This window comes from Amycolatopsis nalaikhensis (genome assembly GCF_030264295.1).
Classification (GTDB): domain Bacteria; phylum Actinomycetota; class Actinomycetes; order Mycobacteriales; family Pseudonocardiaceae; genus Amycolatopsis; species Amycolatopsis nalaikhensis.
In genome coordinates, this window is record NZ_CP127173.1 from 4,067,710 (window position 1) to 4,089,070 (window position 21,361).

22 protein-coding genes, 1 tRNA gene and 3 pseudogenes are annotated in these 21,361 nt (G+C 71.7%); 12 read left to right on the plus strand and 14 right to left on the minus strand.

Going from position 1 to position 21,361, the window contains the following annotated elements; genetic code table 11:
- Window positions 1-27 precede the first annotated feature (27 nt).
- From QP939_RS20155 to QP939_RS20175, 5 genes are read right to left on the minus strand one after another with little or no spacing between them, the layout of a single operon-like run.
- A complete protein-coding gene (locus QP939_RS20155; RefSeq protein WP_285458367.1) occupies window positions 28-723 on the minus strand; it encodes a hypothetical protein in 696 nt (231 codons plus the stop codon).
- On the minus strand, window positions 720-1,850 hold the full coding sequence (locus QP939_RS20160) for a molybdopterin-dependent oxidoreductase (RefSeq protein ID WP_285458368.1): 1,131 nt from the start codon (window positions 1,848-1,850) through the stop codon (window positions 720-722). The genes QP939_RS20155 and QP939_RS20160 overlap by 4 nt, the downstream gene beginning before the upstream one ends.
- Window positions 1,847-2,479 carry a methyltransferase domain-containing protein gene (locus QP939_RS20165; RefSeq protein ID WP_285458370.1) on the minus strand — a complete coding sequence of 211 codons (633 nt, stop codon included), beginning with the start codon at window positions 2,477-2,479 and terminating at the stop codon, window positions 1,847-1,849. Before QP939_RS20165 ends, QP939_RS20160 begins: the two co-directional genes overlap by 4 nt.
- A complete protein-coding gene (locus QP939_RS20170) occupies window positions 2,479-3,162 on the minus strand; it encodes a TIGR04282 family arsenosugar biosynthesis glycosyltransferase (RefSeq protein ID WP_285458372.1) in 684 nt (227 codons plus the stop codon). Before QP939_RS20170 ends, QP939_RS20165 begins: the two co-directional genes overlap by 1 nt.
- Window positions 3,159-3,803, minus strand: coding sequence for a glycosyltransferase family 2 protein (locus QP939_RS20175; RefSeq protein WP_285459797.1), 645 nt, complete (start codon window positions 3,801-3,803; stop codon window positions 3,159-3,161). The genes QP939_RS20170 and QP939_RS20175 overlap by 4 nt, the downstream gene beginning before the upstream one ends.
- Window positions 3,804-3,962: 159 nt before the next feature.
- Between QP939_RS20175 and QP939_RS20180 the strand changes: the two genes are divergently transcribed.
- The 3 genes from QP939_RS20180 to QP939_RS20190 are packed head-to-tail and all read left to right on the plus strand — an operon-like array spanning window position 3,963 to window position 7,145.
- A complete protein-coding gene (locus QP939_RS20180; protein ID WP_285458373.1) occupies window positions 3,963-5,387 on the plus strand; it encodes a hypothetical protein in 1,425 nt (474 codons plus the stop codon).
- A gap of 10 nt (window positions 5,388-5,397) precedes the next feature.
- The gene (locus QP939_RS20185; RefSeq protein WP_285458374.1) at window positions 5,398-6,099 is read left to right on the plus strand and encodes a response regulator transcription factor; all 702 of its coding nucleotides are present in this window, start codon (window positions 5,398-5,400) and stop codon (window positions 6,097-6,099) included.
- Window positions 6,096-7,145, plus strand: coding sequence for a sensor histidine kinase (locus tag QP939_RS20190; RefSeq protein WP_285458375.1), 1,050 nt, complete (start codon window positions 6,096-6,098; stop codon window positions 7,143-7,145). Before QP939_RS20185 ends, QP939_RS20190 begins: the two co-directional genes overlap by 4 nt.
- Here the strand turns inward: QP939_RS20190 and QP939_RS20195 are convergent.
- Entirely contained in the window at window positions 7,142-8,113 is a 972-nt protein-coding gene (locus QP939_RS20195) for a helix-turn-helix transcriptional regulator (RefSeq protein WP_285458376.1), read from the minus strand. The genes QP939_RS20190 and QP939_RS20195 overlap by 4 nt on opposite strands.
- Window positions 8,114-8,175: 62 nt before the next feature.
- Between QP939_RS20195 and QP939_RS20200 the strand changes: the two genes are divergently transcribed.
- Window positions 8,176-8,940: a nuclear transport factor 2 family protein gene (locus QP939_RS20200; protein ID WP_285458377.1), complete on the plus strand. Its 765-nt coding sequence runs from the start codon at window positions 8,176-8,178 to the stop codon at window positions 8,938-8,940.
- 2 nt (window positions 8,941-8,942) lie between these two features.
- On the opposite strand, the pseudogene QP939_RS20205 reads toward QP939_RS20200, so the two are convergent.
- Window positions 8,943-9,999 (minus strand): annotated as a pseudogene (locus QP939_RS20205) (NAD-dependent epimerase/dehydratase family protein).
- Window positions 10,000-10,122: 123 nt separating this feature from the next.
- Between QP939_RS20205 and QP939_RS20210 the strand changes: the two are divergent.
- A complete protein-coding gene (locus QP939_RS20210) occupies window positions 10,123-10,623 on the plus strand; it encodes a MogA/MoaB family molybdenum cofactor biosynthesis protein (protein ID WP_072476233.1) in 501 nt (166 codons plus the stop codon).
- Between the two features lie 232 nt (window positions 10,624-10,855).
- The gene (locus tag QP939_RS20215) at window positions 10,856-11,029 is read left to right on the plus strand and encodes a hypothetical protein (protein WP_285458379.1); all 174 of its coding nucleotides are present in this window, start codon (window positions 10,856-10,858) and stop codon (window positions 11,027-11,029) included.
- 5 nt (window positions 11,030-11,034) lie between these two features.
- On the opposite strand, the gene mscL is transcribed toward QP939_RS20215, so the two are convergent.
- The 4 genes from mscL to QP939_RS20235 form a co-directional block, all read right to left on the minus strand.
- A complete protein-coding gene (mscL, locus tag QP939_RS20220; protein ID WP_285458380.1) occupies window positions 11,035-11,436 on the minus strand; it encodes a large-conductance mechanosensitive channel protein MscL in 402 nt (133 codons plus the stop codon).
- Window positions 11,437-11,467: 31 nt separating this feature from the next.
- The gene (locus tag QP939_RS20225; RefSeq protein ID WP_285458381.1) at window positions 11,468-12,097 is read right to left on the minus strand and encodes an SAF domain-containing protein; all 630 of its coding nucleotides are present in this window, start codon (window positions 12,095-12,097) and stop codon (window positions 11,468-11,470) included.
- 131 nt (window positions 12,098-12,228) lie between these two features.
- The gene (locus QP939_RS20230; RefSeq protein ID WP_285458382.1) at window positions 12,229-12,528 is read right to left on the minus strand and encodes an FmdB family zinc ribbon protein; all 300 of its coding nucleotides are present in this window, start codon (window positions 12,526-12,528) and stop codon (window positions 12,229-12,231) included.
- Between the two features lie 86 nt (window positions 12,529-12,614).
- Window positions 12,615-13,205, minus strand: a complete 591-nt coding sequence (locus QP939_RS20235; protein ID WP_285458383.1) for a 5-formyltetrahydrofolate cyclo-ligase — start codon at window positions 13,203-13,205, stop codon at window positions 12,615-12,617.
- 24 nt (window positions 13,206-13,229) lie between these two features.
- Between QP939_RS20235 and QP939_RS20240 the strand changes: the two are divergent.
- The 6 genes and pseudogenes from QP939_RS20240 (at window position 13,230) to QP939_RS20265 (ending at window position 17,503) form a co-directional block, all read left to right on the plus strand.
- Window positions 13,230-14,136, plus strand: a pseudogene (locus QP939_RS20240) (UTP--glucose-1-phosphate uridylyltransferase).
- Window positions 14,133-15,410 carry a molybdotransferase-like divisome protein Glp gene (glp, locus tag QP939_RS20245; RefSeq protein ID WP_285458384.1) on the plus strand — a complete coding sequence of 426 codons (1,278 nt, stop codon included), beginning with the start codon at window positions 14,133-14,135 and terminating at the stop codon, window positions 15,408-15,410. Before QP939_RS20240 ends, glp begins: the two are co-directional and overlap by 4 nt.
- The gene (locus QP939_RS20250; protein WP_285458385.1) at window positions 15,410-16,078 is read left to right on the plus strand and encodes a GNAT family N-acetyltransferase; all 669 of its coding nucleotides are present in this window, start codon (window positions 15,410-15,412) and stop codon (window positions 16,076-16,078) included. The genes glp and QP939_RS20250 overlap by 1 nt, the downstream gene beginning before the upstream one ends.
- Window positions 16,079-16,240: 162 nt before the next feature.
- The gene (gene sepX, locus QP939_RS20255; RefSeq protein ID WP_285458386.1) at window positions 16,241-17,062 is read left to right on the plus strand and encodes a divisome protein SepX/GlpR; all 822 of its coding nucleotides are present in this window, start codon (window positions 16,241-16,243) and stop codon (window positions 17,060-17,062) included.
- Window positions 17,063-17,117: 55 nt separating this feature from the next.
- Window positions 17,118-17,190: transfer RNA gene (locus QP939_RS20260), tRNA-Ala, on the plus strand.
- Between the two features lie 82 nt (window positions 17,191-17,272).
- Window positions 17,273-17,503 (plus strand): hypothetical protein, encoded by a 231-nt coding sequence (locus tag QP939_RS20265; RefSeq protein ID WP_285458387.1) that lies wholly within the window; start codon window positions 17,273-17,275, stop codon window positions 17,501-17,503.
- 270 nt (window positions 17,504-17,773) lie between these two features.
- On the opposite strand, the pseudogene QP939_RS20270 reads toward QP939_RS20265, so the two are convergent.
- The 3 genes and pseudogenes from QP939_RS20270 to QP939_RS20280 all read right to left on the minus strand — a co-directional run.
- Window positions 17,774-18,781: pseudogene (locus tag QP939_RS20270) on the minus strand (recombinase family protein); the annotation flags it as partial.
- 184 nt (window positions 18,782-18,965) lie between these two features.
- Window positions 18,966-19,214 carry a hypothetical protein gene (locus QP939_RS20275; protein WP_285458388.1) on the minus strand — a complete coding sequence of 83 codons (249 nt, stop codon included), beginning with the start codon at window positions 19,212-19,214 and terminating at the stop codon, window positions 18,966-18,968.
- A 636-nt stretch (window positions 19,215-19,850) separates the two neighbouring features.
- Complete coding sequence (locus QP939_RS20280) at window positions 19,851-20,936, minus strand: replication-relaxation family protein (RefSeq protein WP_285458389.1); 1,086 nt, start codon at window positions 20,934-20,936, stop codon at window positions 19,851-19,853.
- Window positions 20,937-21,361 lie beyond the last annotated feature (425 nt).

Consider the following 21,361-nt stretch of genomic DNA (forward strand, 5'->3'; position numbering starts at 1 on the left):
CGTGGCCGCATTTGTGCGGGTGGGTGCTTACGTGCCGGGGTGGTCGGCTCGCGTGGCCGGTGGGTCGGCCTGCGTGCCTGGGGCGGCCTGCGGGCCCGGCGAGTCGGCTTGGGTCTCCCGCTGGGAGACCGGCTCGACGGCCGCCGGGCTGGCCTGCGTGGCGGGTGGAGCGGCCTGGGTGCCGGGTTGTCCACCGCGCGGGTCGGCCGGGCGGCTCGGCGAGTCGGTTTGGGTCTCCTGCGGCCCGCCCGGTGGGCTCGGCTGAGCCGTCCGCGTGCTGGAGCGGTCGGCTGGTGCGGCCGCTGGGTCGCCCTTGCGGGCCACCTGGAGCGCGACCGCCCACAGGACCACCAGCAGCCAAACCGCCGCGACCGTGAGGCCCAGGCCGAGCGCTGGGTTGCCGTCGTGGAGGCCGGGCATCGGTGGGTTTCCGTACGGGCGCCACAGGAGCGGGAACGCCACTATCGCCAGCACTCCCGTGATCACCGTGCCCGTCACCACCGGCGCTCGCCACGGCTTCGGCAGGACGCGCGCCAGGATGAGGCCGAGCACCGCCGTCAGCGGGGCGATCACCCCGTCGTTCAGCACCGGGCCGCCGATGATCCAGCCGATCGTGCCGTACACGTCCGGGCGCAACGGCAGCGCGTACTCGGCGAACAGCACCACGCCCCACGCCAGTGCCGCCAACCCCGGCAACGCGAGGATCACTCGGGCCGTCTTCACAGCGCCTCCAGCTTCGTGACCCACTTCGTCTGCAGCACGCCCGGCCGGTTCGGGGCGATGATCCGGCACGGGAAGCCGTGGTCGATGTCCAGCACCTCGCCGTTCAGCTCGAGTGCCAGCAGCGTCAGCTCGTCGGCCGTGTGCTCGCCCGGCAGGACGCTCGAGCCGTACAATCCCGAACGCTCCAAAGAGGACACTCGAACCGTCGTACCCGGTTGCGCGCCCGTCGCTTTCAGCAGCGTCGGCAGTGAGATCCCGCGCCACGTCGCCGACTGGCTCCAGCCCTCGACGCACGCGATCGGCAACTCGGCCGTCGTCTGCGGGAGCGCGCGCAGTTCGTCCAAGGAGAACGTCGCCGTGCCGCGTGGGGTCACCACCGCGAGGCGCCACGATGCGGCCCGCGCCGACTGCGTGACTCCCGCGGCCGCCGCCGTGCGGTTCACCGGGAGGTTCTGCGTTCCCTTGCTCGTCTTCCACGCCAGGCCCGACACGCCGCGCAGGAACGGGACCGTCGCCCCGGCCGTCGCGACGACCGCCACGCCCGTCGTGAGCCCCGTCGTCAGCAGGAACCCGCGCCGGGACAGGCCCGCCGCCGGTGGTGGTTCTTCCTCGGCGGTTACTCGGGTCAGTGCCCGGCGGATGATCGGCAGCTTCACCGCGACGTGCACCAGGATCGACCCGATCGCCAGCCACGCCACCGCGTAGTGCACCTGCGGGAAGTAGAAGCCCCACGGGTAGTTCTGCGCGACGTTCAGCAACCCCGTCGTCAGCTCGAAGAACGCCGAACCCGAAAGCACCAGGATCGAGAGCCGCTCCACGGCGTGCGGCAGCGACCGGACCAGCGGCCTGCCGAACAGCTTCGGGTAGACGCTCCACAGCTTCGCCAGCAGCAACGGGATCGACGCCACGCCGGAGATCACGTGCAGCCCCTGCGTGACGCGGTAGAGCCCGACCGGACGGCTGGGCCAGAAGAACCACGACGGCGGGTGCTGGATCAGGTGGCTGATCAGGCCGGTCACGAAGCACGTCGTGAACGTCACCGCGAGCGCGAGCCCGATCTTCGACGTCACGCGCTCGTTGTGCGCCGGTGCCGTGAACTGTTTCTCATCAGGGACGGGCAGCTTCACGACCGCTCCAATCGCGCGAACCAGCGGTGACCGTGCCGGGTGGTCCAGTCGACGCGCAGCCCGGCCCGCACGGCGACTTCGGCGATCGCGTCCACGCCGACCCACGCCCAGCCGAACCAGGCGACGTCGGCGTGGCCGGGGCGCAGCCGGACGCGCTCGTGCCGCAGGCCGTGGCCGGGCGGCTCGAGCTCGACGAGGACGTCGCCGTCGGCGGCGATCAGCTGCGCGGTGCGGCGCAGGAGCGCCGCCGGGTCACCGCCGATGCCGATGTTGCCGTCGGCGAGCAGCGCGTGCCGCCACCGACCTTCGCCGGGAAGGCGGTTGAAGACGTTGCGGTGCAACGCATTTCCGCCGCGTCGGTGGGTCAGGGCGACGGCTGTGCGAGAGGTGTCCACGCCCAGCGCGAGGACGCCGCGCTCGGCCAGCGCCGCGGTGAGCCGGCCCGGGCCGCAGCCGATGTCGATCGTCGGGCCGGTGCAGGCGCCGAGCAGAACTTCGTCACCGTCGGACGGCTTGCTCCACCGCTCGACCGGCAGCTCGATCCGTTCACCGGTCGCCAGTTCGAGCCAGCACCGGTGGCCGAGCAGGCCGTGGTCGAACTCGTGGCCGGTGGTCGCCGGGGCCGTCATCACGCGACCGCCCGTCCGTCGACCGCCGCGACGGCGCGGGCGAACCGGCCGCGAGGGCACGTCGCCGCCACGACCCGGGCGTCGGCCATCGTGTCCACATCGGACAGTTCAAGAGTGCGCCGTGGCCGCAGCCCGCACGCGGTGAGCGCCCGCAGCGTGCGCTCGCCGGTGTCGTCGCGGGACATCGGGACCCCCGCGAGGACCTGCGCGTGCCTCGGGTCGGCGAGGCCCAGCGCCCACCAGCCGCCGTCGAGGGCCGGGCCGAGGACCGCGTCCTGCCCGCCGTGCACGACCGGCGCGGCCGCCGAGGCGAGGGACGACGGCGTGACCTGCGGAGTGTCCATACCGATCTGCAGGACCGGGAGACCGGCGTGGACGGCGGCGGCGTCCGCGTGGGCGTTCGCCAGCCGGGCGCCGAAGTCCCAGCCACGCTGGGCGATCACGGTGACGCGGCGCAGCGCGCGGCCGATCTCGGCGGACCGGGCGGCGGCGCCGAGGTCGCCGGTCATCGCGACGACGGGCGCGGCGCCGGGCACCGCGCAGACGGCGTCGAGCGTGTCGAGCAGCGCCGCCGCGGCGATCTCCGCCGCCTGGGCCGGTGACGCCGGCGGGCAGAGCCGGGTCTTGGCGAGTCCCGGCACCGGCGCCTTGGCCACGACCAGCAGGATGAACGGGTTCGTCATCGCGCCAGCACCCGCCCGAAGTCGCGGACCGCGCGCAGCGTGCCCCGCATCGAGCCGGACACCTTCGACTTCGTGCCCTTGGCGCGTTCGCCGTAGCGGACGTCGAACTCGCGGACCCGCCACCCGGCACGCTGCGCCTTGATCAGCAGCTCGAGCGGGTAGCCGAACGCCCGGTCGGCGACGCCGAGGCCGAGCAGCGCCCGGCGGTCCGCGGCGCGCAGGGGCGCGATGTCGCGCACCGGCAGCCCGCGGCTTCGCAGCAGCTGCGCGAGCACGACGTTGCCCGCTCGCGCGTGCCACGGCCACACGCCGGGCCCGGTCGGCACCCGCCGCCCGACGGCCAGGTCGGCGCCGTCCTCGACCGCGGTCACCAGCCGCGGCAGGTCGCCGAGGTCCAGGGAACCGTCGGCGTCGGCGAAGCACACGATGTCCGCGGTGGCGGCTTCCAGCCCCGCGTGCACGGCCGCGCCGTAGCCGCGACGCGGTTCGTGGACGACCTTCGCGCCGAGCGAGGCCGCCACTTCGGGCGAGCCGTCGGCCGAGCCGTTGTCGACCACGATCGCGCGGTAACCCGGCGGCAGGCCGGCCAGCACACCGGGGAGCGCCCCCGCTTCGTCGAGGCAAGGGAGGACGACGTCCACTCCTGTATCAGTCACGGCGCCGACCGTAAGTCCGTCTTGGACTGTGGAAAACCCTTGCGCTCCTTACTGAATCATGACGAGTGAGGAGTTCTTACCGCGACGTTACGGCTCCCGCTCCGGGGGCGCGCGAGCCCGCGCGCGGGCTTATGGTTGGCAGCGATGAGCGAGCCGAACCCGGCAGCCCGGCTCGCCGAGCCGCCTGCCCGCGAACCCGAGCACCCGGCACTCGATCGGCCCGCGCGCCGCACCAACCGGGCCGATCTCCTCGCCGTCGCGGTGGCCGCGGTGCTCGTGGCCGCGGCCACCGCGGTCGGCCTGTACTACAACCGGCCGAACTCCGGCGTGGTCATCTTCGTCAACTCGCCGCCGCTGTTCGCCGACTGGCTGCCGCACGTCGGCCCGGGCTCGGTGTTCGCCGTGCTGATCGCCGTCGCGGTGGTGGTCCAGGGCCCGGCGCTGGCCGTCCGCCTGCCGTGGCGCCGCGCGCTCGCCGCCGGTTACCTGGCCTCGCTCGCCTGGATCTTCTCACTCGCGATGGTGGACGGCTGGTCCCGCGGGTTCGCCGGGCACCTCACCATTCCGCAGGAGTACCTCCACGAGGTCCCCGGGATCACGGACATCCCCCGGATGCTGCGCGAGTTCTCCTCGCGGATCCTCGACTTCCAGCCGAACTCCTGGACGACGCACGTGTCCGGGCACCCGCCGGGCGCGACGCTCGTCTTCGTCTGGCTGGACCGGCTCGGCCTGCACGGCGGCGCGTGGGCCGCGACCGCCGTCGTGCTCGTGGGCAGCCTGGTCGCCGTGGCCGTGCCCGCCACGGTGGCCCTGCTCGGCCGGGCCGACGCGGCTCGCGCGGTGCTGCCCTTCGCCGTCCTCACCCCCGGTGCGGTGTGGATCGGCGTGTCGGCGGACGGCCTGTTCGCCGGGGTGACCGCCACCGGGCTGGCCCTGCTCGCCCTGTCCGCGAAGGGGTTCGCCGGCAGCCGCCGGTACGCCGTCCCGGCCGGGCTGGCCGCCGGGGTGCTGCTCGGCTTCGGCATCTTCCTGTCCTACGGCCTGGTGCTGCTCGGCCTGCTCGCCGTGGCCGTGGCGGTGCTGGGCAAGCAGTGGCGGGCGGCGGCGCTGGCGATCGCCGCGGCGCTGGCCGTCGTCGGGGTGTTCGCCTGGACGGGGTTCTGGTGGCTCGACGGCTACCACCTCGTCGTCGAGCGCTACTACCAGGGCGTCGCCTTGGTCCGGCCCTACTCGTACTGGGTCTGGGCGGACCTGGCCGCGGTCACCGTCGCCCTCGGCCCCGCGGTGGTGGCCGCCCTGCGGCGCGGCCTCGCCGACGCCTTCCTGCCTCCACGCCGCACGGTGTTCGCCGATCCGGTGCTGCTCCTCGGCGTCGCGGCCCTGCTGACCATCCTCTTCGCCGACCTCTCGGGCCTGTCGAAGGCCGAGACCGAACGGATCTGGCTACCGTTCGGGGTGTGGTTGCTGCCGCTGACGGCCCTGCTGCCGCGGCCGGGGCGCCGGTGGTGGCTCGCCGCGCAGGCGGGCACGGCACTGGCGGTCAACCACCTGCTGCTGACCGGCTGGTGAGGGAGACGTGATGAACGATCAGGCCGGGCGTGTGCTCGTGGTCGACGACGACGAGACGGTCCGCGACGTCGTCCGCCGCTACCTCGAGGTCGCCGGGTTCACCGTCGACATGGCCGGCGACGGTGCCGAGGGGCTGGCCAAGTTCGCCGCCCACGAGCCGGACCTCGTGGTCCTCGACGTCATGATGCCGGGGATCAACGGCCTCGAGGTGTGCAAGCGGCTGCGCCAGGTCAGCCAGGTGCCGATCGTCATGCTCACCGCCCTCGGCGAGGAGGAGAACCGGATCGCCGGGCTCCAGCTGGGCGCCGACGACTACGTCACGAAACCCTTCAGCCCCAAGGAGCTCGCCCTCCGCGTCGCCTCCGTGCTGCGCCGCGCGCGGATGCCCCGCCCGGAGCCGGCCGCGGCCGAGCTCGCCGACGGGGACCTGCGCCTGCAGATGACCGCCCGCACCGCGACCCTCGGCGGCCGCGAACTGCCGCTCACGAGCCGGGAGTTCGACCTGCTGGCGTTTTTCCTCGCCCACCCCGGCGTCGCCTACTCGCGCGCCGACCTGCTCGAGAAGGTGTGGGGCTGGGACTTCGGCGACCAGTCCACGGTGACCGTCCACGTGCGACGGTTGCGCGAGAAGATCGAGCGCGATCCGGCCAAGCCGACCCGGGTGGCGACCGTGTGGGGCGTCGGCTACCGCTACGACCGGGAGCAGCCGTGATCGGCTCTGGCGAGTCCTTTTCGGAGATGCTGACGCACCTCTGGCACATCCTGCCGTTCGCGCTGCTGTTCTCGCTGCCGGTCGCGGCGCTGGGCGGCGTGGTGCTGTACGTCCTGCGCCGCGGCTCGCTGGCCACCACGCTCACGGTGCTGGTGCTGATCCCGGTGCTCGCCACGCTGGTGGGCGTCCTGGGCGTCAGCGGGTTCATGTTCACCCCGGCGCTGACCACGATGCTGCTGGTCTGCCTGCTCGTCGCGGTGGTCACGGTGCCCGCGGCGATCATCCTCGGCCGGGCCATCGCGCGCCGCAGCGTCTGGGAGCGGGAGGCGCGCGAGCGGGAACGCGCGGCCGAGGCGTCCCGGCGCGAGCTGGTCGCCTGGATCAGCCACGACCTGCGCAGCCCGCTGGCCGGAATCCAGGCGATGGCCGAAGCGCTCGCCGACGGCGTGGTGTCCGAACGAGACGAGGTCGCCGACTACGCCCAGCGCATCGGCGGTGAGACCAAGCGGCTGTCCGCGATGGTCGGCGACCTGTTCGAGCTGTCGCGCATCACCGCGGGTGCCCTCGAGCTGACCATGTCCGCGGTGCCGTTGCGGGACGTCGTCAGCGACGCCGTCGCGGCCCAGGCCCCGGTCGCCGAGCGGAAGCGGGTCCGGGTGCTCGCCAACGCGTCGACGTGGCCGGTGGTCACCGGCAGCGACCCGGAACTGGCCCGGATCGTCCGGAACCTGGTGTCCAACGCGATCCGCCACACCCCGCCGGACGGCACGGTCGCCGTCCAGATCGGTGTCGACGGCGACGAAGCCCTGCTCGCCGTCGACGACTCCTGCGGCGGCATCCCGGACGATGAGATCAACCGCGTCTTCGACGTCGCCTTCCGCGGGACGCAGGCGCGGACCCCGGAGCGCGAGGGGACGACCAGCGGGGGCGGCCTCGGGCTGGCCATCGCCAAGGGGCTGGTCGAGGCGCACCGCGGGCGGATCGGGGTGCACAACCACGGGCCGGGGTGCCGGTTCGAGGTCCGCCTGCCGCTGGCGATGTCCTAGCCGCCGTAGGTGCGGTTCATCGCCTTCAGTGCGGTGATCACCTCCGCTCGGAGGGCCTCGGGGGCGACGACTTCGACGTCACCGCCGAACTTGAGCAGTTCGGGCACGGCCGCCTCGACCGACTCGATCGGGATCTCGACCTCGGTCCAGCCCGCCGCGTCCGGTCCGGAGGTCGTCTTCCGGGCCGCGACGACGGCCGGTTCGAGCAGCCGGGGCAGCCGCTCGAGGCCGCGCCGGGACAGCCGGAGCACCGCGGTCTCCCGGTGCCGGCGCTGGTCGAAGTGGGCGAGGTAGTCCGCCCAGTGGGCGGCCAGGTCGAACCCTTCGGCGCGGTCGAAGGCCTGGGGGAGGACGTCCACGTCGAGGATCCGCGAGACCCGGTAGGTGCGGAACCGCCCGTCGCCGCGCGCCACGAGGTACCAGTTCCCGGCCTTGAGGACCAGCCCGTGCGGGTGCACGGTGCGGGTGATCTCGTGCGGCTCCGCCCAGCGCAGGTAGCGGATCCGCAGGGCGTGCTGGTCCCACGTGGCGGCCGCGATCGGCGCCAGGTGGGGCGTGCGCTCGGCGCCGAGGTACCACGGCGGAAGGTCGAGGTGGAACCGGTCGGCCACGCGCCCGGCGCGCTCGCGGAGTTCGGCGGGCAACGCGGCCATCAGCTTGAGCTGCGCGGTGGTCGTCTCGGCGGCCAGGCCCAGCTGAGCCGCCGCGGCGGGGAGCCCGGTGAGGAACAACGCTTCGGCCTCGGCCGCCGTCAGTCCGGTGAGCCGGGTCCGGTAGCCGTCGAGCAATCGGTAACCGCCTTCGTGCCCGGGCTCGCCGTACACCGGCACGCCCGCGGCGCCGAGCGAGTCGACGTCCCGGTAGATCGTCCGGACCGAGACCTTCAGGGCGTCCGCCAGCTCCCGGGCGGTCATCCGGTCCCGGGACTGCAGCAGCAACAGCAGGGACACCAGCCGGGTCGCACGCATGCCGTGAGTCTGCCGGGATCCACTGACAGCAGGTGTCAGGGAACCGGCGTTAGCGTCCGGCCATGACCGAAACCTTGCTGGACCGCTACGTGGCGGTGTGGAACGAACCGGACCCGGCCGCGCGGCGCCGGGCCGTCACCGAGCTGTGGGCCGACGACGGTGTCGAGTACACCGAGAGCGCCGAACACCGCGGCCACGAGGCCATCCAGGCGCGGATCACCGCCGCGCACGACCAGTTCGTCGCGACGGGGGAGTTCGCCTTCGTCGCGGCGGGCGAGGTCGTGAGCCACCACGACGCGGTCACCTTCACCACCCACATGGTTCCCGCGACGGGCGGCCTTCCGGTGTGGAGCGGCACCGTCTTCGTGCTGCTCGACCAGGACGGCCGGATCCGGCGGGACTACCAGTTCACCGGGGCGGAGGCGAGCACCCGGGTGGTCGTGGCCGAGTTCCTCGCCCGGTTGACCGACGGCGACCCGGACCGGATCGCCGACCTGTTCGCGGAGAGCGTCGACTGGCAGCTCGACTGGCCGGACGCGGGCGACCCGGCGGTGCCGTGGATCCGCGCGCGGTCGACGCGCGCCGACGTCGCCGACCACTTCCGCGCGCTGGCCGCCTTCCACGGGGAGCGGGGCGGGGTGACGCCGAAGATCCTGGTCGACGGCCGGGACGCCGTGGTGCTGGGCGACATCCGCAACACGGTGAAGGCCACCGGCCGGGCGTACGCCGCGCGCTGCGCACTCCACCTCACCGTCGACAGTGGCGTGATCACGCGGTACCACGTCTACGAAGACAGCCTCACGGTCGCGCGAGCGTTCGGCGCCTGAGCTCAGACCGGGGCGCGCAACTCCGCTGTCGCGAAGTCGGCGATCCCTTTCTCGAAGCCGATTTCCGCCGTGAAGCCCAGGAGTTCGCGGGCGCGGGCGGGGTCGGCCACCACGTGACGCACGTCCGCCGGGCGGGCGCCGCCGACCACCCGGGGTGCCGGGCCGTCGCACGCGTGGGCGAAGCTCCGAAGCCAGCTCGCCCACCGTGTGCGGGGTGCCGGAGCAGACGTTCACCGGGGTGATGTCGCCCGCCGGGCCGGCCGTCCGGATGGCCAGGACGTTCGCCCTGGCGACGTCGTGGACGTGGACGAAGTCGCGCTGCTGGCCGCCGTCCTCGAGGACCTGGGGTGCCTCGCCGCGCTCCAGGGCCGAGCGGAACAGCGACGCCACCCCCGCGTACGGGGTGTTCTGAGGCATCCGGGGGCCGTAGACGTTGTGGTAGCGCATCGCCCACACGCTGCCGCCCGTCTGGCGGGCCCAGGCGCCCGCCAGGTGCTCCTGCGCGAGCTTCGTCGCCGCGTAGGTGCTGCGGGGGTTGAGCGGCGCGTCCTCGGGCACGAGCTGCCAGCTCAGCTCGGTGCCGCACGAGGGGCACCGCGGCTCGAAGCGCCCGGCGTCCACATCGGACGCGCGACGCGGCGGCGGGGGCACCACCCCGTGGTCCGGACAGGAGTAGCGGCCTTCGCCGTAGACGACCATCGACGACGCCAGCACCAGCTTCCGTACGCCCGCCGCGTGCATCCCGGCCAGGAGCACCGCCGTGCCGTAGTCGTTGTGCAGGGCGTACGACGGCGCGTCCGACGGGTCGATCCCGTGCCCCACCACCGCCGCCTGGTGGCACACCGCGTCGACGCCGTCCAGCAGTTCCGCGACGATTTCGGTGTCCGTGACGTCGCCGCGCAGGAACCGGTGCCTGCCCGTGTACGACGGCGGCGTGCGGGAGCCGTGGGCCGTGGGGATCAGGTTGTCCAGCACCACGACCTCGTCACCCCCGTCGGCCAGCAGATCGGCGATGTGTGACCCGATGAACCCGGCTCCGCCGGTGACCAGTACGCGCACACCGGACACGCTAGGGGCGTGGGATCGGGCCTGCCGGGGCTCGCGCCGTCACGTCACGGAATCGTCAGAACTCACCCGGCACCTCCCGCCGCCGTACGCCCGAAACCGACTACGGTGGGCGCCATGGAACGGAGTGCACAACGGCTGGGCCGGGCCCTCGTGGTCATCGTGGACGATCGCGTGGCGCACGGCGAGCACGAGGACACCAGCGGCCCGCTGGTCACGGAGCTGCTCGAAGAAGCGGGCTTCATCGTCGACGGTGTCGTGGTCGTCGAGGCCGAGACCGCGGGTATCCGCAACGCGCTCAACACCGCCGTGATCGGCGGCGCCGACCTGGTGATCACCGTCGGCGGCACCGGGGTGCTGCCGCGTGACCGCACGCCGGACGCCACCGCAGGCGTGCTCGACCGCCCCATCCCGGGCATCAGCGAGGCGATCCGCGCGTCCGGGCTGGCCGCCGGCGCGGTGGACGCCGGGATCTCGCGCGGGCTCGCCGGGGTGTCGGGCAGCACGCTCGTGGTCAACCTCGCCGGGTCGCGGTCCGCGGTCCGCGACGGGATGGCGACGCTTACGTCGCTGGTGCCGCACGTCATCGACGAGCTTTCCGGCCTCGAAGAGGTCTGATCCTTCTCCGCTCGGGCCGGGGGTGACGATTTTGTCGCTCCCGGCCTGAGACATGCCTGGGGCCTGAGGCGAGCTGACCGGGCCGGGCACGGGTTGCCGTACCGCGAGGAGTAGATCGCGGTGGCTGGCTGATCGCCGGGCTTGGTGTGTTCGGCGAGCGCGAGCCGCTCGAGGCGCCGCCATTGGCGTTCGCTCTGGAGTTGTCAAACAACCGGCGTGGGAGACTGGGGGCATGCCGGGCCATGAACGCGACCCCCAGGCCAGCAGCGAGCGACGCCGCCGGGTCGATGAGATCTTCGGGGACGTCCTGCCCGAGACCACCTCGGACGAACGCGACCCCGAGCGGCGCACCGGGCTCCCGGACGACTGGTACCGGGAGAACCGGCCGCCGCACCACGACCGCTGACGGGGTCAGTCGCGGCGGGCCTGGGCCCGCAGCAGGTCGCGGATCTCGATGAGCAGCTCGACGTCCGTCGGCTCCGACGGGCCCGGTTCCTGGCCGCGCTTGCGCCGCTCCTGGACCTTCTTCACCGGCAACACGATCACGAAGTAGACGACCGCCGCGACCAGCACGAAGTTGATCGCCGCGTTGATCACGCTGCCGAAGTCGAGGAACGTGGCCTGGTTGTTGGCGAAGATCTGGTAGCCGAGGCCCTTCGCGGCTTCCGTGCCGCCGATCGTGCTGATCAGCGGCTTGATCAGGCCGTTGGTGAACGCGGTGACGATCGTGGTGAACGCGGACCCGATGACCACGGCGACGGCCAGGTCGACGACGTTGCCGCGCATCAGGAAGTCTTTGAAGCCTTTGAGCACTGGTACTCCTCACGAACGGGGACGGTGTGAGCTAGCGGAGAGTAACCGTTACCGGTCGCTCCAGTGAAATCGCCGCCACCCTCGTCGCCACCGCCTCCGGGAGCCGCAGCAGCACCAGTGGCCCCTTCGCCGCGGACAGCTGCCGCTGCCCCACGGTCACCACCGTCGCCCCTCCGGCCAGCACAGACGCCGGTGCTCCCGGCTCGGCCGCGGCCACGACGTCGACGTGCCCGCCGGGCGCCAGCAGGTCGGCGACGCCGGCGTCGGCCAGGCGCACCGGGACCGTCGCCGTCGCGGGATCACCCGCCCCGGGGATGGTCGTCGCCAGCCGGACGTCGGTCAGGGGTTCACCGGCCCGGACCGCGCCCGCCAGCAGGCGCCCGTCGACCGCGTCGAGGGTGCGCAGCGCGCCCGCCGGACGGGATTCGTCGGGGAGGTCGGCGAGCCGGACGTCGTCGGCGCGCAGAGTCGCGCCGGAAGGGAGGTCGTGCGCCGCGACGACCGTCGGAGTCGTCGGCGCGCCCCGCGCGGAACCGGGGTGCGCGAGCAGCACGGCACCGGCCAGGACGAGGGCGGCGGCGAGCCAGCGGCGGATGAGCCGCGTCCGCCGGCCTCGCAGCCGGGTCAGATCAGGTGGATGGAGCCTCGCCAGGACGTCCACGGATCCCCCTCGGTCGGATCGGGTGCGGCACCGCGCCGCACCGGATCGACGTTAGGGATGCCGGACGAGCCGCCGGAAGGGCCGCGTCCGGCATCTGTGGACAACCGGGGTGTTGTGGATAACTCGGGTCGTCAGGAGGCCGCGGCGGCGGTCTTCGTCGTGCCCGAGGAGGAGGATGTCGAGCTCGAGTCCGACTTCGTCTCGGACTTGGTCTCGGTCTTCGCCGGGGTCGCGGCGGTGCTCGACTTGCTCGAGTCGCGCGAGTCGGTCCGGTAGAACCCGCTGCCCTTGAAGACCACGCCGACCGAGCTGAAGACCTTGCGCAGCGTGCCGGAGCACTGCGGGCACACGGTCAGGCTGGGGTCCGAGAACGACTGCACGGCTTCGAACCGGTGGTCGCATTCTTTGCAGGCGTACTGGTACGTAGGCACTGACGGCTCCTTTGCTGGCACTCATCCGACCAGAGTGCTAACCCAATTGTGCTTGAAAGCATTCCCCGAAGGCAATTCCTCGTTGCTCACATCGGCAGCTCGAGCACGCCTCGACCCGGCGTCAACGCCCCGCTCATACGCACGTCGTGAGGTTCCCCCGGGAGCCGTTCGACCAGCTCTTCGTCCCGGACGACCGCCAGGAGCACCGCGCCGGCCGCGGCGAATACCAGCGAGCGATCGTAGTGACCGGCGCCCCGGCCGAGCCGGATGCCCCGGTGGTCCACGGCCAGCGCGGGCACCAGGACCAACTCTGCCGCGCCCACGGCGTCCCTGCCCAGGCGTTTCCCGCCCGGCTCGCGGATGCCGCGGAACCGGCTGGGCACGAGGTCGGCCTCGCCGGTGTACTCGGCCCAGTCCAGCGGGCCGGGCTCGGGGAGGATGACGGGCAGCAGCACCCGCGCGCCGCCCGCCGCCAGCGCGTCGACGAACGCCGTCGTGCCCGGTTCGGTGCCGAAGGGCAGGTACGCGCACACCGTGCTCGCTGTGACCTTCGACACGGCGCCGACCAGCGCCGATGCCTCCTCGGCGTGGCATTCGGCCGTCTGGTCCGCCCGCGCGCGGGTGAGCCGTTCGCGCCACTCCGCCTTGCTCAGGTGCTCATTGCCCAGCGCATGCATGACCTCACGTTAGGCTTTGCGCCCATGACGGGCGCCGCAACCACCCAGACGTTCAGAACCGCCATCGTGCCGGCCGCCGGCCTCGGGACGCGCTTCCTGCCGGCGACGAAGGCCGTGCCCAAGGAACTGCTGCCGGTGGTGGACACGCCGGGGATCGAGCTGGTCGCGGCCGAAGCCGCCGCCGCGGGTGCCGAACGCCTGGTCATCGTCACCTCGCCCGGCAAGGAAGCCGTCGTCAAGTACTTCGAGACCCAGCCCGAGCTGGAGGAGAACCTTGAGGCCAAGGGCAAGACCGAGCTGCTCGGCAAGGTCCGCCGCGCGCACTCGCTGCTCGCCGTCGAGACGGCCATCCAGGAGCAGGCGCTGGGCCTCGGGCACGCCGTCGCGCAGGCCGAACCGAACCTGACCCCCGACGACGAGGCCGTCGCCGTGCTCCTGCCCGACGACCTCGTGCTGCCCACCGGCGTGCTCGAGCGGATGAGCGCGGTCCGCGCCCAGTACGGCGGCAGCGTGCTCTGCGCGTTCGACATCCCGAAGGCCGAGATCTCGCCGTACGGCGTCTTCGACGTCACCGACACCGACGACGAAGACGTGAAGCGCGTGCACGGCATGGTCGAGAAGCCGAAGCCGGAGGACGCGCCCTCGACCTACGCCGCGGCCGGCCGCTACCTGCTCGACCGGGCGATCTTCGACGCGCTGAAGCGGATCACGCCGGGCAGCGGCGGCGAGCTTCCAGCTGACCGACGCGGTCGCGCTGCTGATCACCGAAGGGCACCCCGTGCACATCGTCGTGCACCGCGGTGGCCGCCACGACCTGGGGAATCCGGGTGGTTTCCTGCGCGCCGCGGTCGATTTCGCGCTTGAAACGCCCGAGTACGGTCCATCTTTACGGGCGTGGTTGACGGAACGGATCGGGACAGATCGCCCATGACGGAATCCCTCGACGCGGCGCGGCCCGAGGTGGCCGAGGAGGAGGCCGAGTTCCGCTCGGTCGACGCGCAGATCGCGATGACGCTGGACGCCGCCGTCCGGCCCCAGCCGGTGCGGGTGGCGATCTCCGAGGCCCAGGGCCTGCTCTGCGCCGAGGAGGTCGTGGCCGAGCACGCGCTGCCCGGCTTCGACCAGGCCGCGATCGACGGGTACGCGGTGCGCAGCGTCGACGTGCGCACGGCCGGCCAGGAACCGGTGCAGCTGCCGGTCGTCGGGGAGATCGCGGCGGGCTCGCGCCAGCCGCGGCGGCTCCAGCCCGGCCAGGCGGTGCGCGTCGACACCGGCGCGCCGCTGCCGACGCTCGCCGACGCGGTCGTGCCGCTCGCCTACACCGACGGGCACCAGGCCAAGGTCACGGTGCACCGCTCGGTGCCTTCGGCGGGATATGTGCGGCGAGCGGGCGAAGACGTCCAGATCGGCGACGTCGCGGTGCGCCGCGGCGACACGATCGGCTCGGCGCAGGTCGGCCTGCTCGCCGCGGTCGGGCGGGCCAAGGTACTGGTCTACCCGCGGCCGCGGGTGTCGATCGTGTCGGTCGGCGACGAGCTGGTCGACATCGACCGGACGCCGTCGGTCGGGCAGGTCTACGACGTCAACTCCTACGCGCTGGCCGCGGCCGCGCGGGACGCGGGCGCCGAGGTCAGCCGGGTCGGGATCGTGCCGAGCGAGCCGAAGCGGCTGCGCGAGATCGTCGAGGGCCGGCTGCTGATGTCGGAGATCGTCGTGGTCGCGGGCGGCGCGGGCGGCGCCACCGGTGACGAGGTCCACGCGGCGCTGTCCGACCTCGGCCGGATCGACATGACGCGGGTCGCGATGCACCCGGGCTCGGTGCAGGGGTTCGGCAGGCTCGGCCCGGATTCGGTGCCGACGTTCCTCATCCCCGGCAACCCGATGAGCGCGCTGGTCGTGTTCGAGGTGCTGGTGCGGCCGCTGATCCGGGCGGCGCGCGGGACCCGCAACCCGCACCGGCGGATCGTCGGCGCGCGGCTGCTTTCGCCGATCACGTCGACCGAGGGCAGGCGCGGCTTCCTGCGCGGCCAGCTCCTGCGCGACGAGGCCAACGGCGAGTACCTGGTCCAGCCGCTCGGCCAGTCCGGGGCGCACCTGCTGGCGTCGCTGGCCGAGGCGAACTGCCTGATCAACGTGCCGGAAGAGATGACGGACGTGCCCGCCGGCGAGCAGGTCCAGGTCACGTTCCTGGCGCAACGGGCCTGATGAACGCCGTGTCGGGCGTGTCGTACCCGGTCGAGAGCCGGCACCCGGGCTGGCCGGCCCGGCTCGGCCCGCTGCGGGTGGCCGCCGGCGAGGTCGCGCTCCGGCCCGTCCGGCTGCGCGACGCCGGCGAGTGGAGCCGAGTCCGGCTCCGGGACCGGGCGCACCTCGAGATGTGGGAACCGACCGGCGTCGGTCCGTGGCCCGAACGCAATGCTTTCTGGTCGTGGCCGTCGCAGTGGGCGGCGTTGCGTTCGCTCGCGCGGCGTGGTCAGTGCCTGCCGTTCACGATCACCCTGGACGGTCGGCTCGCGGGTCAGATCACTGTGGGTAATGTCATCCGGGCGTCGCTGCGGTCAGCCTGGATCGGCTATTGGGTGTCGTCCGAGGTGGTCCGCGGCGGGGTCGCGACGGCCGCCGTGGCCCTCGTCACCGACCATGCTTTCGGCCCGGCCGGGCTGCACCGGCTGGAGGCCACCGTGCGCCCGGAAAACGTCGCCAGCCTGCGGGTTCTCACCAAAGCGGGCTACCGGCAGGAGGGCCTGTTCGAGCGCTATCTCGACGTCGCCGGCGCCTGGCGGGACCACTACTGCTTCGCCGTCACACGCGAGGAAACCGGGGCCGGGCTGGTGTCCCGGCTGGTCGCGGCGGGACGTGCCGACTACGCGTGAGGGTGATTACCCACCCGGGTCCGTGAGCGCGTTACCACATGCAGTGAGATTCACCTAATCCGGTGAGGCATTTCCGTGATCGAACCCGGCGAGCCTCCGCCCGATCTGTTACTCCTGTGACTAGCGTGATTTCAGGTGAAGGATCGGGGGAGGTGACGGGAGATGCCCAGCTCCGTGATCATCGTCGCGCTCGCCGCGGCATGGCTCGTCGTACTCGTGCCCATGGTCGCGCGGAAGCGGCAGCAGGTCGCCCGGACGGCCGACTCCGCGCTCGCGGCCAGGGTGGTGCGGAGTGGACGCAACGAAGACCGGGAGGAATTCGCCATGTCCGACGATGCCGAGACGGCCCGGCCCACGGTCGAGGACGACCTCGCCGAGCTGGAGGCCGATCTCGAACTCGACGACGACGAGCTCGAGGAGCCCGAACCCGACCCGCTCCCGCAGCCGTCCCGCGCGCCGCGGGCCGAACGCGACCGGGCCGGCTACCGCCCCGGCCGCGGCGGCTTCGACCCCGAAGCCGCGGAGATCGCCGCCCGCGCGAAGTACAGCTTCCGGCAGCGGGTCGTCGTCATCCTGCTCGCGGTCGCGGTGATCACGGCGGCCGTCGCCGGCTTCCTCGTCCCGCTGGTCTGGTGGGGCCACGCCGTCGCCGACGTCGTGCTCGTGGGGTACCTCGTGTACCTGCGCCGCCAGGTGCGCATCGAGGAGGAGATCCGGCAGCGTCGGCTCGCCCGGTTCAACAGCACTCGCGCGCCTCGCCGTCCGGTTTCGCGGCCGGTTGAGGACGAGGAGATCGAGGCTCCTGAGGTCGAGGACGTCGAGGTTGTCGAGCCTGTTCGTCGGGAGGTCGTGGAGCGTCGGCCGTCGCCGACTTCTCGCGTCCGCCGGAGCGCGGTCGTTGTCGACCTCGATGACGAGGACCCGGCTTTCGAGGAGCTCGACGAGCCCGGGACCGGGCCTTATCGGCGGGCGGTCGGAGAGTGACCCCCCCTGCGCGGGGTGCTCGTAGGGCACTGCTAAGCTCTACGAGCACAACCAAGGGGCTGTAGCGCAGTTGGTAGCGCGTCTCGTTCGCATCGAGAAGGTCAGGGGTTCGATTCCCCTCAGCTCCACCGATTTAGTCATTGTGCGAACCACTCCGTTCGGGGCCGTTTCCGTTGGTAGGGCGGGGGCGGCCCCGTCGTTGTTGCGGGGTTGGGGGATGCGGAAGACCGGGATGAGCCGGTCGGGGCCGGTGATGGTGACTTTGGCGACCAGGGCTTCGACGAGGGCTTTGGTCTGGTTGTGGGTGCCGCTGGTGATGATCTCGGCGATGTGGTCGGCCACCGCTGCCAGGGTAGCGGGCTCGGGCATGGTGGGTGCGTCGTCGAGGGCGAGGGTGAGTTCGTCGCGGCGGACGCGGAGTTGTTTGCTCTTGGCGCGTAGTTCGGTGAGTCGGTCGGCGACGAGTTCTTCGTCCATGGTGCCGCGCTCGAACGCGGTCAGGTAGCGGTCGATGGCTTGGCAGGTCTTGGTGATCTCGTTCTCGACCGTGGCGAGTTCGGCGTGCCGGTCGGCGTTGGCTGCCTGGTGCTGTTTCTGTTCGTGGGCGATGGCGTCGGCGATGAGGCCATGTTGGGTGCGGTAGAAGCTGGCCAGCGCGTCGAGGACGGCCGCGTCCACGGCGTCGGCTTTGAGGCGTTTGAAGTCGCATTTGCTGGCGTCGTAGCGGGCGAGGTTCCAGCAGGTGTAGTAGCGGTAGGTGCGGTTGCGGCCGGTGGCGCGGGTGCCGATCATGGCTTTGCCGCACTTGGGGCAGCGCAGGCGGCCGGTGAGTACGTAGTCGGAGCCGGAGGCGGCGCGGTGGGCGTGGGATTCGCCGCGGGCGTCGAGGATGGCTTGGGCCTGCTCCCAGGCGGTGAGGTCGATGATGGGTGCGTGGGTGTCGGTCACGGTGGTCTCCCGGAACGTGAGTTCGCCGAGGTAGACGCGGTTGTTCAGGGCGCGGATGACTTGGTATCCGGACCACTTGCCGCCGGAGCTGGTGCGGTGGCCTCGGTCGTTGAGGACTTTGGCGATGGCGCGGGACCCGAGCCGGTCCTTGGTGTACAGGTCGAAGATCAGCCGCACGATCACGGCTTCGTGCTCGTCGACGATGAGGGTGTGGGTGGTCTTGTCGACCTGGTAGCCGAAGGGGCGTTTGCCGCCCTTCCACTTTCCCTTGGCGTGCTTGCGTTCCATCCCGGCGATGACGCGGTCGATGATGGTGTCGCGTTCGAACTGGGCGAACATGCCGAGCATCTGCACCAGCATCCGGCCCATCGGGGTGGAGGTGTCGAAGGGCTCGGTGGCGCTGCGGAATACGACCCCGGCGGAGTCGAGTTCGTCGAGCAGCATGACCATGTCGCGCAGGTTGCGGGAGAAGCGGTCGACTCGGTAGACGAGCAGCACGTCGATCAGCCCGGCGCGGGCGGCGGCGAGCGCGCGTTGCAGCCCGTCGCGTTCGGTGGTGGCGCCGGAGGCGTCGTCGGGGAACCGGGCCACGAGCCGCCAGCCGGGCTGTGAGCCGATGTAGGCGTCTAGGCGGGTGTCCTGGGCTTCGATCGAGTAGGGCTGGTGTTCGTCGTCGGTGGAGCGCCGCACGTAGATCCCCACCCGGACGTCGTCGCCGAGTGTGGTCATCGCGGCTTTCTTGACACGTTGCGCGGTCGTGGATCGCGCCATTATTCCGACCCCCTTGGTTCGGTATTTCCGCGTGCCCTGTAGTAGCCGTTTCCGACTACTACAGGGCGACTACGCGGCTACTAGTTCACTACTAGTGCAGACTTAAAACCGCAGCTCGCGGGCGGTCTCACGGTGGTTCCATTATCCCTCGCCGAGCGTGGAAAGGGAAGCGGAATACGGTGGTCTATGCGGCTTTTTCGTGGCCCTCCTCGGTGTTTTCCTGATCGTTTCGCCATTGGCCGATAAGGGCGGCCAGGGTGGTGACGGCGAGGTCATATTGCTGGGCGGTCATCGGTTCGGTGTCGATCCGCTCCACGCGCCAGGTGTCCTGTGTGGCTGATCGCGTGGCGCGGAACGGGAGCACGGTGGCGTCATCGCCGCCGCTGTCCTGCTGGTGGTCGTGTTCGGTGTGGTCGGGTGTGTGCTGGGGCATGGTGCACCTCGGTGCCCGCGAGCCCCGCTTCGGCGGGAGGTCGCGGGCGGCTGTCGGGCGGTCACTGGGCAACCGTCGATCAGCAGGACCCGCCGGCCCTCTGGTCACCAGTACCCGGAAGCCTCTACACAGGAGGGTTTGTGGTGGGGGTGATGGCCGCGCCGTTACGCGCGATTCAAGAACCGGCTGGGTCTGAACTGCTCCAACCATTGTGCCGCTTCGACTCCCCGACTGCCGTAGCACCCGTCGGGGCCAGCGATCACCGGTCGACTGAACCCTTCCCACTGTCCACCCGAGACGATCGCCGAGACCAATGTCGAGACCGCGAGACACGGTGCGAGACTGCGTGTCTCGCCGGTCTCGCCGGTCTCGCGGGTCTCGCCGGTCTCGCCTGCGGTCTCGGTGTCTCGTCTCGACCTGTCTCGACGTCTCGGTGTGGTCTCGCCACTGGCGGGACCACGGCGGGCAGCTCGACGTACAACGGGTCCAGATTTCCCTGCTGCGCAAAGACGACGGGCCAAGGCCAGCGGACCCGGCGCGGCCGTCTTCGCTGTCGTTCTCACGGCGTCACGTCATCGTCGGTCACCTCCTCCGAGGTAGGCGAAAGCGTGCGGGAACCCTTGCGGGGAGAGGGATTCAGGCGGCCCAGCGTGATCGCCGTGACCGTTGGGTGTCCGGCCGAGCCGGGGTTACCGGCGCGCGGTACACGTCGTCATCATCCGGTTCGTCGTAGAGCGTCACGTCGTCGAGGTCGTCATCGTCATCCGCATAGCCCGCCGGGTCAGCCGGTTCGGGCTGAGCTGTGTGGATGCGGCGCGACATCTCCCGGTCGTCCGGGTCGAACGCCGCCTCGTTCAACGGCTGGTCGGCGTTCGACGCGCTGTGCTCGACGGAGGGGCCACGTTGGGGCAGCTCCGCCAATCGGTACCGGCGCGACACGCTCTCGCCGCTACGCGGCGTCCACAGGCCCCAGATCGGCCCTGCCGGGCCGTCGGGGTCACCATAGGCACCGTGCGGGTCGCGGGCCGCGGTGGCGATCACGAAACCGGGATCGTGCCCGGCAAGAGCGCGATGCAGCGCCGCCCGCAGGGCGATCTCCCGCCGGGGCGAGTGCACCGAGAACAGCAGGACGCCGAAGGCGTCAGTCGGGAAGGCGGCGTAGTCGTCGAGCTTGCCCGTGACCTTCGCCAGCGACTCGGTGCCGGTGTCGTGTTCGAGGAAGAACCGCACCGCGCAGCCCGCCTCCTCCCAGCAGCCATAGCCGTCCGGGCGCAGCCGGGTCTCCCGACCTGCACCCAGGTACCGCCAGAAGAACTCGGTGCACCGCTTCTCCGACCACCACTGGGTCAGCCCGCTCACCTCGCCCTCGCGGCCCTCCTCCCGCAGCCGCGCCGGGTTGCGGTGCGCGGCCAGGGCGCAGAAGAAGTCGTTGACGCCGAGCTGGTGATCCAGCTTCGGCCACAGCGCGAGCCGTTCCAGGCTCTCGGTGTACGCCTTCGGCGCGGGCGGACGCTCCGCGCGCTGCGCCGCGATCAGCCGCGCGCCGAGGTAGCCCAGCGCGTAGCGCGTCTGGCTCGTCCCGCCACGCACGTAGGACTCACGGAACGCGAACACCACACCCAGCTCCCGCAACTGCCGCAGCCGATCCTGCGCGCGACGCACCGACAGGAACTCGATCGCGGCGATCTGGTTCGTGGTCAGCACCTTGTGCTCGGCCAGCAACGCCAGCAGGCGCCGATCCCGGTCGACCAGGCGAAACCACAGGCCCGCGTCCGGTTCCCCGGCCCGCCGGCCGCCGCGCCCCGCGCGCCCCCGGTGTGTGGATGGGTGAGGATTACTCCTCAGTCGGCCTTCCGCCCGTTCCCGTCGAAACCACCGCTGACCAGCGGGTTTAGTAGCAGCGCCCTCGGCGTTTTGGTCAGCGGATTCAGAACGCCGAGGCCGCGCTGACCCAGACGCGGAACGAGACGCCAACCCATCCGCACCCACGATGCCACGGTCACCAGCGTGCTTATCATCGCCCACCATGATCACCACCACCTTCCGGTCGGAGCAGCCGAGAGATCCCCGGCACCCCTGAACTCCGGATTTCGGGCCCAAAATCCTGGCCCATTACCCAAACGTGACCAAAAACCGGTGGATTGTGA

What these genes read in the sequence shown, in the direction of transcription:
- QP939_RS20180 (WP_285458373.1), top strand. Translation starts at nt 3,963, where the DNA reads ATGAGCGAGCCGAACCCGGCAGCCCGGCTCGCCGAGCCGCCTGCCCGC.
- QP939_RS20195 (WP_285458376.1), bottom strand. Translation starts at nt 8,113, where the DNA reads ATGCGTGCGACCCGGCTGGTGTCCCTGCTGTTGCTGCTGCAGTCCCGG.
- QP939_RS20275 (WP_285458388.1), bottom strand. Translation starts at nt 19,214, where the DNA reads ATGCCCCAGCACACACCCGACCACACCGAACACGACCACCAGCAGGAC.
- QP939_RS20210 (WP_072476233.1), top strand. Translation starts at nt 10,123, where the DNA reads ATGGAACGGAGTGCACAACGGCTGGGCCGGGCCCTCGTGGTCATCGTG.
- QP939_RS20215 (WP_285458379.1), top strand. Translation starts at nt 10,856, where the DNA reads ATGCCGGGCCATGAACGCGACCCCCAGGCCAGCAGCGAGCGACGCCGC.
- QP939_RS20235 (WP_285458383.1), bottom strand. Translation starts at nt 13,205, where the DNA reads ATGCATGCGCTGGGCAATGAGCACCTGAGCAAGGCGGAGTGGCGCGAA.
- QP939_RS20170 (WP_285458372.1), bottom strand. Translation starts at nt 3,162, where the DNA reads ATGACGAACCCGTTCATCCTGCTGGTCGTGGCCAAGGCGCCGGTGCCG.
- glp (WP_285458384.1), top strand. Translation starts at nt 14,133, where the DNA reads ATGACGGAATCCCTCGACGCGGCGCGGCCCGAGGTGGCCGAGGAGGAG.
- QP939_RS20185 (WP_285458374.1), top strand. Translation starts at nt 5,398, where the DNA reads ATGAACGATCAGGCCGGGCGTGTGCTCGTGGTCGACGACGACGAGACG.
- sepX (WP_285458386.1), top strand. Translation starts at nt 16,241, where the DNA reads ATGCCCAGCTCCGTGATCATCGTCGCGCTCGCCGCGGCATGGCTCGTC.
- QP939_RS20250 (WP_285458385.1), top strand. Translation starts at nt 15,410, where the DNA reads ATGAACGCCGTGTCGGGCGTGTCGTACCCGGTCGAGAGCCGGCACCCG.
- QP939_RS20200 (WP_285458377.1), top strand. Translation starts at nt 8,176, where the DNA reads ATGACCGAAACCTTGCTGGACCGCTACGTGGCGGTGTGGAACGAACCG.
- QP939_RS20165 (WP_285458370.1), bottom strand. Translation starts at nt 2,479, where the DNA reads ATGACGGCCCCGGCGACCACCGGCCACGAGTTCGACCACGGCCTGCTC.